Genomic DNA, 14169 nt, shown 5'->3' with positions numbered 1-14169 from the left:
TTTTGATGGGTTTGTGAACTGGGTAAGTTATGTTTTGGCATTTATAATTTACCATAAAATCAATGTTGTAAAACTCATTACATAAATCAAAGTCCATTAATTTTAACTTATTAAGACTTAATAAACTTGTATAGCTATAATCAGAAAAATAAAAGATTGATAAATCTATTAAAAAAACAACAAATAGATTGACATACTATCTACTGATAGATAGTATGCTGCTTATGAAAATTACAATGATGCAAGAAAGGATACTAACCACAGCAGAAAGCTTAATCCAAAAGATGGGTTATAACGCTTTTAGTTATAAAGACATTGCTCAGGTGGTGGGCATTAAAACGTCAAGTATTCATTATTATTATCCGGCCAAGGAGGACCTGGCTGCTGCTGTAATAGACTGGCAATTGAATCGGCTGTCATTGTTTTTAAATGAACTGCAATGCAATTCCTCTTTGTCTTTACAGCAAAAGTTATTGAACTTAGTAGATAAAGTGATTTCTTTGACTTTGCATGATGAGATGAAAATGTGTTTGGGTGGTATGCTTGCCTCAGATGTAATTTCATTAACAGAAAAGGTTAAAGTTAAAGTCCGAACTTTTTTTAATGTTTTGGAAAATTGGATAAAAGAAGCAATCAGCGAAGGGATTTCTGATAAACAAAGACTAGACACTGGTCAGCCCGAGGAATTTTCTAGGTATATACTAGTTCAACTAGAAGGGGGCTTGCTGATGGCAAGATTGTATGAGGATATTTCCTATGTTGAAACAGTGAAACAATATATTAAAAGAAAACTTTAATTTTTTTTATTTAACTTGTCTATCTATCAGTAGATATGTGGACAAGGATATTTATGAAATATTAACTATTTGTGCTCTTACTTTTGGATTAATAACTTCTAACTTGCGAGTAAAACAACCATGACAATCAAAGCCACTAACATTAATAAAGCTGCTTATATCAATATGGAAAGCAAACAAGGCTCCATGTCAAATTTTGAAGAATTTCTTAAGAAGGGTGCTCAACTTGTGCGACAAACTGAACCTAATACTGCACTTTGGTTTGCGTTAAAAGAAGATAATCATCTTGCTATTTTTGATATCTTTCTTAATGAAAAAGGAAGGGAGCAGCATTTTGCAGGTAAAGTTGCCAATGCTTTAAAAGAAAGTGCTTCACAATTAGTAGTAGGAGGGTGGGAGCAAGGTGTGTTACCTAATATAATTAATTACGACGTCATTGCCTCTAATAACTTTAACGTGAATATGATTTTGACTGCTAAGGAAGCTTCTTATATTGTTTTTAAGGCAAATCCAGGTAAATCCCATGAGTTAGAACGCTTATTAAAAGATGGCTCTCAACTTATTAATACAATAGAACCAAAAACTTATTTTTGGATTGCTTTAAAAGCTGACAAAAATACGTACGCTATATTTGATGCCTTTCATGATAAAGCTGCTCAGAATGAGCATTTTGCGGGCCAGGTTGCCTCGATGCTACAAAAAAACGCGGAACATTTGATTGCAGGAGGATGGGAAAATGGTGTTCTAGCTCATGTTCGTAATTTTCAAATTATTGCTTCATCTTAATTTTGCGCACTCCGGTGCGCTTTTCTTTATCATATTTTCATACCACACCTAAACCAAGATAGTTAGAGTACACCTCATTGATATAGGATAGGTATAGTAGATTACCAATGCGTAGCCATCCCAGATTCAGTGTATTAAAAAGATACTCTCTTTAATTAAATATAAATAAGGCAATTGCGATTAAAATAATAATCAACATAACTATGTGTTTATGATTAACCATGATAAATCTCCTATAAGCATAACTTTTGAATTTTAGACTATTTATTAAATATTAATTTTCCAGAGCTTGAAGAGGTATCAATTGATTCCCGCAAACTTTTAAGACCAATTTTTTTGAATCGAGTAGGGTGATCATTTCAATCAAATCTTTAAGCGATCTACTTAAACGGTCTATACGCCAAACCACAAAAACGTCTCCTTCACGAACATATTCTAATGCTGCTTCTAATCCCGGTCTTTGAATTTTACTACCGGTGATTTGATCATCAATAATTCGATCACACCCGGCATTATTTAAAGCATCATATTGTAAGTTCAAATTTTGATCATCAGTTGAGATTCTGGCATATCCGATTAACATAACGTACCCATGTGGTTAAATAACTCAATGAAATTAATCATAAATTAACAAGAATAATTAATCATATATATTTACCAATTTTGATACTAAAAAACTGAATTTTTAAGGGAACTGTAAAAAGTAAGAAAAACCCCGTTTATTTACACTGTTGATTGCTGTTTGTGATCAAATTCGTACTGTTGATAAAAGCAGATTAAAGAGTTTCATAGGTACACTTTCTGATGATGATTCAAATTCTATTGATGATGGTTTGCGACAAGTATTAAGTCTATAATTTAGAGGCTCTCTAGGGTCATATTGTACAAATAATTCAGTTGATTAATGAATTAAATTTTGAAAATTAATATTATCTAAATTATTTTGCTTTTAAGGGATGCAATTCTACTATTGATAGTAAACTATCCTCATAGGACAATCTCCAGTTGATACACTTTCAGATCTTACTTACTATCCCTTAACTATTGGTAAAACCACATTTTATAATGATTCCAATGCGATACTTTATAATGTATTAATTACTTGGTTCCTCATTGATTCTGGTAGCAATCTTGCTGAGTTCATAATAAAAATAAGCTATTATGAAATGAGTTAATTAAAATAGTTCCATAAAAATTGGTCATGATGATGCGATGGCACCATTTTGCAGTTCCAACTATTTCAGCCAATTTAAAAAAATCGCTGCCTAGCAAAACGATATCTGGTCTCAACTGGAAAGAGGTTTTGTACTTATATGGATAGCCTGTTCAACCTCGGTTATAATGCCTCACTTATTTTTGTTTAAAATTGCCATTCCTATGCATTTGAAGCAATTAAAATTAGCCGGTTTTAAATCTTTTGTAGACCCCACAGTGGTTCATTTTCCAAGTCAATTGGTTGCAGTTGTAGGTCCCAATGGTTGTGGAAAATCAAATATTATTGATGCTGTACGTTGGGTTATGGGGGAAAGTTCTGCACGAAATTTGCGTGGTGAGTCCATGACCGATGTTATTTTTAATGGTTCTTCTAATCGTAAATCTGTAGGTCAGGCTTTTGTTGAACTGGTATTTGATAACAGTCTTGGACGCTTGACGGGGCCTTTTTCCAGTTATGGTGAAATCGCTATAAAGCGTGTAGTGACTCGCGATGGTGATTCTTCTTATTATCTGAATGGCAGTCGTTGTCGACGTAAAGATATTACCGATATTTTTCTTGGTACCGGTGCTGGAGCTCGCGGTTATTCAATTATTGGCCAAGGAACGATTTCCCAGTTAATTGAAGCCAGACCTGAGGACTTAAGAGTTCATCTTGAGGAGGCTGCAGGTGTTTCCAAATATAAAGAGCGACGACGTGAGACATTACAACGTATTGAGCATACACGCGAAAATTTGACTCGCGTTGCAGACATTCGAGAAGAATTAGACAAACAATTGCAACGTTTGGAACGTCAAGCTAAAGCAGCTGAACGTTATCTTGTTCTCAAAGATGAAGAGAGATTATGTCGTGCAGAAATTTTAGCACTCAGATGGCGAGATTTTATTGTCCAGCAAGAAGTAAAGCAGTGCCAAATACAAAAATTGGCGGTTAGTTACGAACAGCAGCAAAGCGCATTATCTAAAGCAAATAAAGAACGAGCCACTTTAAATGAAACACTTTATGATGTGGATGAGCAAACGCAGCAAATTCAAGTAAGTTTCTATCAGTTGGGGACAGAAATTGCTCGTTTGGAAGAAACCATTCAACAGCAAATACGTGAAAAGAAACGTTTGGAATACGATCAACAGCAAATGCAGAATGATTGGCAGGTTGCACAAGAACAACTTAAAACCGATAAAGAAGAATTACTTCATTGTCAGGAGCATGCCCATAATCTAGAAAATCGATTGGAACAATTAAGGGTTCAATTTAAAAAACATGAAACGAATTGGCAAAATGAGCAAGAACAACAGAGCGAGTGGGAGCTTCGTTGGCAAGAAGTCCAGGCTCATGCCAGCAATCTGAAAAGAGAGTTTCAAGTCACACAGGTGAAAGTACAACATTTAGAAGAGAAACATCAACAAACTCTTTTAAGATTAGAAAAGATTCAATTAGAGCAAGAAACGATTTCTATAGCGGATTTACAACAGGCTCGAAAAAACTTAGAAGATCAGCATACTAAATTAATTGCAGATCAAGAGTTTGATGAGTTCCAACTCAAACAAAGCCAGGAGAACACAGAACGATTACGCACAAGGTTGCAAGATATAGAGCAGCAGTTGCATGAGTTACAAGATGATTTTCATCAAGTGAACAGTGAGCATGCTGCATTGATGGCAGCACAGCGTGCGGCACGACAAGGTATGCAAAACAATAAAAATCCTATTGAAGAATGGTCAGAAAAACCTAGATTGATGGATATTCTTCACGTTGAAACGAAATGGCAATTTGCGTGTGAACGAGTTCTCAATGAAGCATTACATGCATATGTTTTAGAAACGTTTGATGAGCTATGGCCGCAACGAGCAATTTGCGAACAACGAGGCGAAAATATTGTTACTCTGAAAAAGAGAGCGCTTAACGCAGGGTCTTATCCACGTCTTATAGATAAAATAAGAGGGGATATCCCAGCAAATGCCTATCCTTTGGAGCATATCTATATTGCGGAAAATTTTGATGAAGCATTAAGCGGGTTGCCTGAATTGACAGAATACGAATCCATTATAACGCCCGACGGCTTTTGGTTAGGACAAGGATGGGTGAAATTTGTTACTCCAGAGACACAGGACGAGTTGGGTTTCTTGCCGCGACAACAAAAAATTACAGAGTTATCCGTGGTTGTTCAGGAGTTACAACAGAAGATTGATATCTTAAGGGAAGAACGTGACGAAACGCATCAGCAGCTTCAAAAGAGCCTAAAAGAAATTGAATTGCAAAAGCTCAATGTCAATGCCAGTAATGAGGCACTAAGAACAAACAGCCTCTCTTTGAATACTAATGAGCAAGCGATTATTCATTCTGAAAAACAGGCGGCTGCTTTAGCATTTGAATTCGAAGAGTTGAAGCTTATTTTAGAAGAAATAGTAGTAGAACAATGCAATATAAAAGAGGAATTGCATTCTTTAGAAGAGCAATGTAATGACTCCGAGCAACGACAAGAACAGTGTCTGCATGAAAAGCACGAGCGAATGCAAAGTTTGGCATTAAAAAATAAACATGTGGAGGAGTCTCGAGTTGCACTGCATCATGCAGAGATGGAATACGATAGAGAAAAAAATAAAATACAGCAACTCAATGAGCGTATTTTGCGAGAGCAAGAGCGGTTAAATATTTTACAAGAACGTTTAGAAAACCTGGCAATGCTCTGTTTGCAAACGGAAGGTCCTGGAGAGGAGCTCAAAGAACAACTGGCGCAACAATTGCAAAAACATAGTGAAGTAGAGTTGCAATTGAATTTAAGTAGAGAACAATTATCACAGCTCAGGATAGAGCTTGAAGATTGTGAGAAAAATATTTTAAACTGTGATTTTGAGGTAAAACGGATCCAAGAACAAATAGGTCAAACTCGAATGGAAGAGCAGGCTTTAGTGGTGCGTGCAAGCTCCGTACATGAATCTCTTGATGAGTTAGGTTTGTTACCGCAAGCATTACTTGAACAAATACCTGTGAATGTGACTCAGGTCATGCGTGAAGATGAATTAATTGCTCTTTCTGAGAAAATCAAACGCTTAGGAGCTATTAACCTCGCCGCGATTGAGGAGTTTACTACGGAACAACAACGTAAAATGTATTTGGATGAGCAGTATAATGATTTAAATCAAGCGTTGGCAACTCTTGAAACTGCTATTGAAAAAATGGACAAAGAAACCCGCTCGCGTCTGGAAAATACTTTTGAAGAGGTCAATTCTTCATTCAAAGCACTTTTTCCGCGCCTGTTCGGTGGAGGAAGGGCGCAGCTTGAATTGACTTGTGATAATCTGCTGGAAGCTGGTATTGTAGTAATGGCACAACCTCCAGGAAAACGAAACAGTACGATTCATTTGTTATCCGGGGGAGAGAAGGCAATGACTGCGGTGGCATTGGTTTTTGCTATTTTTCAGTTAAATCCTTCACCTTTTTGTATGCTAGATGAGGTGGATGCACCTTTAGATGATGTAAATGTGGGGCGTTTTTGCGCTTTAGTGAAAGAGATGTCACAATTCGTACAGTTTCTTTTTATTACACATAATAAGGTTACAATGGAATTGGCGGATCATTTAATTGGGGTAACTATGCGTGAACCTGGAGTATCTCGCTTGGTTGCGGTTGATGTAACACAAGCTTTGGCTATGGAGTAAATGATGCAGGCAAATTGGAGCTTAATTCTTAATGTCCTGTTGTTAATTGGTGTTATCGTAGCAATTGGGCGGTTAATGAAAGCTCGAAGACAGAGCTTAAGTCCAGAACGTTATCAACCTGGTTTGGAAAAAACCGAAAAGGGTTCTGATAACATACAAAACTATAATGATGACATAATTGCTGTACGCAAAATCAATGCTTCTATGGAGAATAAAATAAAAGTGGATGAGGACTTGCAAGTATTTAAAAAGCCGAATGCAAAACCATCACAACCACGTTTGATGCCTCAGGATGAAGAAGATGAAATCAAATTAATGATCAAGCCTGAGCCTAAATTAGAACCTAAAGTAGACGTTGATACCACAGCAAAAACAGATAATCCTCATACTTTGATGATTTTTTTACTTGCAAAGGAAAGCAGACAATTTGCTGGATATGAATTATTACAAACCGTTTTGTCGGCTGGTCTACGTTTTGGCGAAGGTCAATTATTTCATCGCCATCAATTTCATAATGGCCAAGGCCCAGTTTTGTGTAGCTTGGCAGCAGCAACTGCAACAGGAGTTTTTGATTTGCAAAATATAGGTGCTTTTAGTGTACGTGGTCTTTGTTTATTTATGCACTCTTCAAAAAATCCTGGTATTGATATTGAGCGATTTGCAGTAATGTTAGAAACAGCAAGACAGTTAAGCGAAGGTTTGGATGCCCACTTACTTGATGATCAGCGTCAGCTGCTGACTGAAGAGCGTATTGCTCGTTATCATCGTCTTTTGCAAATTAATCAGTCTCATTTTGAGTCTGCTGCGGTATAAATTCGCATAAATTGTAGCAGGGTAAAGAAACTCAAGATTTAAGAAGTTTATTCATTTTCTGAAAACCGTATATGGACTCATTCATATCATGGGGTTCACCCGGCTACAATTTATTAGAACTCTTGCAAAACCTGCATCTTTTACTTTATTGCTGTGCTTTGCACTAAAGCAAAATCTACAGGTATGCAAGATGCTCTATTATTTTAGTTTTTTCCTAAGGAAAAAATTGAATCCTCTTCTTCCTCCTTGTTTAAAAGGCTATGAAGATAAGGGGGATTGTTTTTGCTGCAATTACCCTCTTGAACTCTATGCTCAAGTGTTAGTACACTAGACTTTTGGACATGTCTTAATACTATGAACCTAAACACTGTTGCTGCATTACTTGCCCAACCTTGTCAGATCAATGCTGAACTTACTAGTATTTGTACTGATAGCCGTGAACTAAAACCAGGTAGTTTGTTTATTGCCATACGCGGTGAACGCTTTGATGGGCATGATTTTATTAAGGAAGCAGAAACACAGGGCGCAGTAGCTGCAGTAGTGAGTTATGCTATAGATGGAGTACATATACCACAATTTGTTGTTCCGGATCCGATACAAGCCTTAGCCAAAATAGCAGCAGCGCATCGACACAATATACATTGCCCTGTCATCGCACTAACTGGATCCAATGGAAAAACAACAACCAAAGAAATGATCGCTGCTATTTTACCGGCTCCTTCCCATGCGACCAAAGGAAATTTAAATAATCATATTGGTGCTCCATTAAGCATTTTACAATTGAATAGCAAGCATCGTTATGCAGTTTTTGAGTTGGGAGCAAATCATCCAGGCGAAATCGCGCATACTGTTGCAGTTGTCCATCCTGACGTTACCTTAATTAATAACATTGCTCCAGCACATGTTGAAGGTTTTGGTTCTATAGATGGTGTCGCTCGTGCTAAAGGAGAAATACATCAGGGTTTATCTCTTGCTGGCATTGCAGTAGTCAATGATGATGATGCTTATGCTCATTTTTGGGATGAGTTGTTGATTGAAAAAAAAGTACTTCGCTTTTCTTTAGATCATATTGCAGATATTTATGCCCAAGATGTGGTGCTGGATGCTAATGGCTGTGGTCAATTTTCTTTAATCGTACCTAACGGACAAGCGGATATCCATTTAAAAGTTCCTGGGTTACATAATGTTCGCAATGCTTTGGCTGCAGCAGCGTGTTGCCATGCTGTAGGCATTTCCATAAAAGAAATTCAACATGGGCTAAATTGCTTTGGCGGTGTAAAAGGACGTTTAACCGTTCTTGAGGGCAAAAATAAATCTATTGTGATCGATGATACTTACAATGCAAATTTACGCTCTGTTTTAGCTGCTTTAGAGGTGTTGGCAGAACGCCCTGGGAAAAAGATCTTTGTTTTTGGGGACATGGGTGAGTTGGGTATTTGGGCGGCTCAGCACCATCAGGAAGTTGGATTTGCAGCACGTCGCTTGGGGATTGATCATTTACTCAGCTGTGGTTCCAATAGTAAATTGGCTGCTGAGTCATTTGGTATTGGCGGTGAGCATTTTACTAACCAAGAACAACTGGTGCATAACCTGCTGGAAAAGTTATCACCGAATACTGTTGTTTTGGTAAAAGGCTCTCGATCCAGTGCAATGGAAAAAATTGTGCATCAACTGATATAGACTGAATGGAGCCTCAGTATGTCTGATCTATGTGGCAACCAATAATCGAATTAAGAGCTAAAGAAATTTTTTTGTATGATGCTGAATGGTATATTGATTTATGGTATGCTTGGCCGCTTTTTTGGCCCATTATCCTGTTGGGCATTATTTAAAACAAACCCATAAGAGGGGTAACAAGAGGAATAATTATGCTCTACTGGCTAACGCAGCTATTTCAAGGGCAATATCATGCGTTAAGAGTTTTCCAATATCTAACTTTCAGATCCATTTTGGCTTCATTAACTGCTCTTCTTGTAGGGTTACTGTGTGGTCCGGTAATGATTCGCTGGTTGCGAGGTTTGCAGATTGGCCAGATGGTACGAGATGACGGTCCCCAAACACATTTATCCAAGGCAGGAACCCCAACTATGGGAGGGGTCTTAATTTTGTTAGCAATCACTGTGAGTTGTTTGCTCTGGGGTGATTTACAACAGTCCAGTTTATGGCTTGTTCTTTTGGTTACTCTCGCTAATGGGGTAGTGGGTTGGGTTGATGATTACCGCAAACTGGTATTAAAAAACAGTAAAGGATTACCTGCCCGCTGGAAATATTTTTGGCAATCAGTCATTGCGCTTATTGCTGTAATTTATTTATATATGCATGCTACCCTACCTGTCCACACCCAGCTGACTGTACCTTTTTTTAAATCCCTGACTATAGGTTTAGGTATTTTATTTCCTATTTTGGGTTATTTTGTAATTGTCGGAAGTTCGAATGCAGTGAATTTGACAGATGGATTAGATGGGTTGGCTATTATGCCTATAGTCATGGTTGCAGGTGCCTTAGGTATTTTTGCTTATGCTTCCAGCAACGCAGTTTATGCCCCTTATCTGGGTATACCTTACGTCCCTAATACAGGGGAACTGACGATCTTTTGTTCTTCCATTGTTGGCGCAGGGCTTGGCTTTCTTTGGTACAATAGCTATCCTGCACAACTGTTTATGGGCGATGTGGGATCTTTAGCTTTAGGGGCAGCTTTAGGTATTGTCGCTGTGGTTATCAGAGAGGAATTGGTTTTATTAATGATGGGTGGTTTATTCGTTATTGAGACAATTTCAGTTATTTTGCAGGTGGGTTATTTTAAGTACACTCATGGTAAACGCTTATTCCGAATGGCGCCTTTACATCACCATTTCGAATTAAAAGGATGGTCAGAACCTAAAATAATTGTCAGATTCTGGATTATTACTGTTGTTTTTGTGTTATGCGGATTAGCTACTTTAAAACTTCGATAAAAAGGTGCACTCATGAATCCTCCTTTGTATTTAGTTGCAGGTTTGGGTAAAACTGGGGTATCGGTAGCGCGATATTTACATAGTAAAAATAAACCCTTTATTGCTTTTGATACACGCGCACAAGCTCAGAGTGTAACCGAATTTACAAAAGAATTTCCGAATGTCCGTGTTTATACCCAGCATATTCCTGATGACATAATAAACCAATTGTCAGATATCATTGCTAGCCCAGGCTTGCCTTTGGATACCCTTTTTTTAAAAAAGGCAATGCAAATGGGTATTGCTGTATATGGGGATATAGAATGTTTGGCTCGAGAGATTCATGCTCCTGTGATCGCAATTACAGGAACCAATGGCAAATCAACAGTTACTACGTTAGTAGGAGAAATGGCTAAGGCAGCGGGATATAAAGTTGCTGTGGCTGGAAATATAGGAACACCAGTTCTCGATATGCTTCATGATGAGCATCAGTATGATTTATGGGTTTTGGAGTTATCCAGCTTTCAATTGGATTTAACTTATTCTTTAACTCCAATTGCTGCGACCATTCTCAATGTGACTCCCGACCATTTGGACAGACATCATACTATGGATGCTTATACACAAGCCAAACAACGAATATATGATAAGGCACAGATTGCATTATTTAATCGCGATGATTCTTATACTGTTCCAACTGCAGAGGTTAATTGTATTTCTTTTGGTATTGATGCTCCGGAAAAAAACAATTGGGGGTTGATCACTCAAAATGACCAAATATACTTGGCAAAGGGAAATACTTGTATTTTGCCCGTCGATTCTGTATTGATCAAAGGAGTTCATAATTGGCTTAATGCTCTTGCTGCTTCCGCTTTAGCTGATGCTGCAGGTATTTCACAACAACACATCATAAGTATATTGACTTCATTCACGGGTTTGCCGCATCGTTGTCAATGGGTGCGAACTCTTGATGGTGTTGATTGGATTAATGATTCTAAAGGGACGAATATTGGTGCAACGATTTCTGCAATTAATGGAATAGGGGGTTCTATGCAAGGAAAAATTGTACTTATTGCAGGTGGGCAAGGAAAGGGGGCTGATTTTAGCGAATTGGCTCAATCTATAACTGATTATGTAAGATCCATTGTTTTAATTGGTGAAGATGCTGATAAGATAGAAGCTGCATTAGCTAGTGTAGTGCCTATAGCGCGTGCGCCCTCATTGGATAATGCAGTAGTCATAGCGAAGTCACAGGCAAAACCAGGGGATGTTGTTTTATTGTCTCCAGCATGTGCCAGTTTGGATATGTTCCGTGATTTTAATCATCGCGGCGAATCGTTTGCTTCATTAGTGAATGGATTGTAATTGATGCGGCCAAGACATGTGAATCAAAGAGGCAAACCTGTCAGTAGACCTATTTCACTTTATGATAAATGGTTAATTAGTGTGGTCATTGGTTTGCTTATTATCGGACTCATGATGGTGGCTTCAAGTTCGGTCATGATCTCTACCAAATACTTTCATCAACCGTTCCATTTTTTAATTCGCCAAGCATGTTATTTATTTGTGGGTTTAATGATTGCTCTTATTGTGATCAGGACGGATAGCAGTATATGGCAACGTATCAGCATGCCGATGTTGTTAATTTGTATTTTGATGCTGCTTATTGTATTAATCCCAGGAGTAGGTCGAGCAGTCAATGGAAGTCGACGATGGTTAGCTTTGGGACCAATAGGCATCCAAGTATCCGAACTAGCCAAGCTCACGATGATTTTTTATCTTTCGGGTTATTTAGTACGTCAACAAGAAGCAGTGAGTAACAGTATTTTGGGCTTTATTAAGCCTATGGTAATTTTAGGAGTTGTATCTTTTTTGTTATTACTTGAGCCTGATTTTGGGGCTACGGTGGTAATTTCAGGTACTGTTATGGCCATGCTGTTTTTAGCTGGTGTAAAATTACGCTATTATGTAGGATTGATGATTGTAGTCATGGGAGCACTGGCATTTTTGGCGGTTTCATCCCCTTATCGGGTTGCTCGCTTGACTGCTTTTTTAGATCCTTGGGCTGATCAATATAATAGTGGATATCAGTTGACTCAATCCTTGATTGCATTTGGTCGAGGAGGGTGGTTTGGGTCAGGTTTGGGAGAAAGTATTCAGAAATTGCTCTATTTACCAGAAGCCCATACTGACTTTTTATTTGCTGTATTGGCAGAAGAATTAGGTTTGGTAGGTATTTTAATGGTCATGACTCTATACAGTATATTGGTTATTAGAGGTTTGATTATTGCGTATAACGCTTATATTCAGGAGAGGTTATTTGCCTCATACACTGCTTATGGCTTGACATTTTGGTTGGGGTTACAAGCTGCTATAAACATGGGAGTTAATTCGGGATTATTACCGACAAAAGGATTAACTTTACCCTTAATGAGTTATGGCGGTGCAAGTATGGTTATCAATTGTGTTGTAATTGCGTTATTATTGCGCATTGATCATGAAAATCGTTGGCAGGCCTTGGGATTAGGGTCTCTGGCAGCATAAGGGGGCATTTGTGGGTAATTCAGGACAATTTATATCTTCAAGGATGGGTTGTGTAGAACAAATACATTTTGTTGGAATTGGTGGTGTAGGCATGTGTGGTATTGCTGAAGTATTACATTACCAAGGATATCGTATTACAGGTTCTGATTTAGGTGAGGGCAGCACGGTACAAAGGTTAAAATCTTTAGGAATTCCTGTTTATATGGGGCATAAAGCGGAACATATAAAAGGTGCTGATGTTGTAGTTCGTTCTTCAGCGGTTGGTATGAATAATCCCGAAATTGTGGCCGCTCGCGAACAAATGATTCCAGTACTCCCACGAGCAGTGATGCTTGCTGAACTCATGCGCTTTCGCCATGGCATTGCTGTGGCCGGAACTCATGGCAAAACGACAACAACAAGCCTGGTAAGTAGTCTTTTGGCTGAAGGTGGATTAGATCCAAGTTTTGTGATCGGTGGAAAATTGAATAGTCTAGGTATTAATGCTCAACTTGGTCAATCTCCATATTTTGTTGTTGAGGCTGATGAAAGTGATGCGTCATTTCTGTTCTTAAAACCTATGATGGCTATAGTGACCAATATTGATGCAGATCATATGGACAACTATGAGAATGATTTCGATAAATTAAGAACAACTTTTCTTGAGTTTTTACACCACTTACCTTTTTATGGTTTGGCAGTGGTATGTATTGATGACTCAGAGGTGCGCAAGATCGTTCCAGCTATTGAAAGACCTACATTAACTTACGGGTTTTCTGAAGAGGCTCATTACCGAGCAATTAATTGGACGCAAAATGAACTAATCAGTGAATTTACGGTAGTACGTCCTGTACCGTATTCATCATTAAACATTCAATTTCAATACCCAGGCCGTCACAATGTGTTAAATGCCTTGGCTTCTATAGCGATTGCGACACAATTAGGTGTGGATGACGCTTCAATTATACGTGCCTTGGCAAAATTCCAGGGAGTAGGTCGTCGTTTCCAAATGTTGGGCGAGAAGAAATTTGATAATGGTTCGGCTCTTATCGTCGATGATTATGGTCATCATCCTCAAGAAATTCTCTCAACTATCGATGCGTTTCGACATGTTTGGCCAAATAAACGTCTTGTTCACGTCTTTCAACCACATAGATATACAAGAACTCAATCCTTACAAGATCAATTTGTTGATGTGTTAAGTCTTGCCGATGAATTGTTCTTGTTTGATATTTATTCTGCAGGGGAACCTGAGATTCCAGGGATAACTAGTGAGAGTCTGGCGCAAAAAATTAGAGGTAAAGATAGAAAAGTAACTCTTGTAAATGAACAATCACTTAAAGCAAAGCTGAATCAGTTGATTAAAGATGGCGATGTGATTTTGATGCAAGGTGCTGGGAGTATTGGTCAAATTGCTGTGAACTTAATGAAAGAATTGTGAGGGC

At 38.1% G+C, this 14169-nt stretch carries 11 protein-coding genes; 10 read left to right on the top strand and 1 reads right to left on the bottom strand.

Going from position 1 to position 14169, the window contains the following annotated elements:
• The first annotated feature begins 224 nt into the window (after positions 1 to 224).
• A complete protein-coding gene (locus Ltuc_RS11640; RefSeq protein WP_058521674.1) occupies positions 225 to 797 on the top strand; it encodes a TetR/AcrR family transcriptional regulator in 573 nt (190 codons plus the stop codon).
• Between the two features lie 120 nt (positions 798 to 917).
• Positions 918 to 1583, top strand: coding sequence for a putative quinol monooxygenase (locus Ltuc_RS11635; protein WP_058521417.1), 666 nt, complete (start codon positions 918 to 920; stop codon positions 1581 to 1583).
• A 274-nt stretch (positions 1584 to 1857) separates the two neighbouring features.
• Here the strand turns inward: Ltuc_RS11635 and Ltuc_RS11630 are convergent, their stop codons facing one another.
• The gene (locus tag Ltuc_RS11630; protein ID WP_238584118.1) at positions 1858 to 2166 is read right to left on the bottom strand and encodes a recombinase family protein; all 309 of its coding nucleotides are present in this window, start codon (positions 2164 to 2166) and stop codon (positions 1858 to 1860) included.
• Between the two features lie 148 nt (positions 2167 to 2314).
• Here Ltuc_RS11630 and Ltuc_RS15095 point away from each other — a divergent pair, with 148 nt between their 5' ends.
• From Ltuc_RS15095 to murC, 8 genes are all read left to right on the top strand, one after another.
• Complete coding sequence (locus Ltuc_RS15095) at positions 2315 to 2440, top strand: type II toxin-antitoxin system PemK/MazF family toxin (protein ID WP_238584117.1); 126 nt, start codon at positions 2315 to 2317, stop codon at positions 2438 to 2440.
• Between the two features lie 520 nt (positions 2441 to 2960).
• Positions 2961 to 6455 carry a chromosome segregation protein SMC gene (gene smc, locus Ltuc_RS11625; RefSeq protein WP_058521673.1) on the top strand — a complete coding sequence of 1165 codons (3495 nt, stop codon included), beginning with the start codon at positions 2961 to 2963 and terminating at the stop codon, positions 6453 to 6455.
• Between the two features lie 3 nt (positions 6456 to 6458).
• Positions 6459 to 7268, top strand: coding sequence for a cell division protein ZipA C-terminal FtsZ-binding domain-containing protein (locus Ltuc_RS11620; RefSeq protein WP_058521416.1), 810 nt, complete (start codon positions 6459 to 6461; stop codon positions 7266 to 7268).
• Positions 7269 to 7622: 354 nt separating this feature from the next.
• Complete coding sequence (locus Ltuc_RS11615; RefSeq protein WP_058521415.1) at positions 7623 to 8948, top strand: UDP-N-acetylmuramoyl-tripeptide--D-alanyl-D-alanine ligase; 1326 nt, start codon at positions 7623 to 7625, stop codon at positions 8946 to 8948.
• 188 nt (positions 8949 to 9136) lie between these two features.
• Positions 9137 to 10222 (top strand): phospho-N-acetylmuramoyl-pentapeptide-transferase, encoded by a 1086-nt coding sequence (gene mraY / locus Ltuc_RS11610; RefSeq protein WP_058521414.1) that lies wholly within the window; start codon positions 9137 to 9139, stop codon positions 10220 to 10222.
• A gap of 12 nt (positions 10223 to 10234) precedes the next feature.
• Positions 10235 to 11566, top strand: coding sequence for a UDP-N-acetylmuramoyl-L-alanine--D-glutamate ligase (murD, locus tag Ltuc_RS15465; RefSeq protein ID WP_058521413.1), 1332 nt, complete (start codon positions 10235 to 10237; stop codon positions 11564 to 11566).
• 3 nt (positions 11567 to 11569) lie between these two features.
• A complete protein-coding gene (gene ftsW / locus Ltuc_RS15460) occupies positions 11570 to 12745 on the top strand; it encodes a putative lipid II flippase FtsW (RefSeq protein ID WP_058521412.1) in 1176 nt (391 codons plus the stop codon).
• Between the two features lie 10 nt (positions 12746 to 12755).
• Positions 12756 to 14165 (top strand): UDP-N-acetylmuramate--L-alanine ligase, encoded by a 1410-nt coding sequence (gene murC / locus Ltuc_RS11595; RefSeq protein ID WP_058521411.1) that lies wholly within the window; start codon positions 12756 to 12758, stop codon positions 14163 to 14165.
• Positions 14166 to 14169 lie beyond the last annotated feature (4 nt).

This window comes from Legionella tucsonensis (genome assembly GCF_001468035.1).
GTDB lineage: Bacteria > Pseudomonadota > Gammaproteobacteria > Legionellales > Legionellaceae > Legionella > Legionella tucsonensis.
This window is presented reverse-complemented; position numbering and strand designations above follow the sequence as displayed.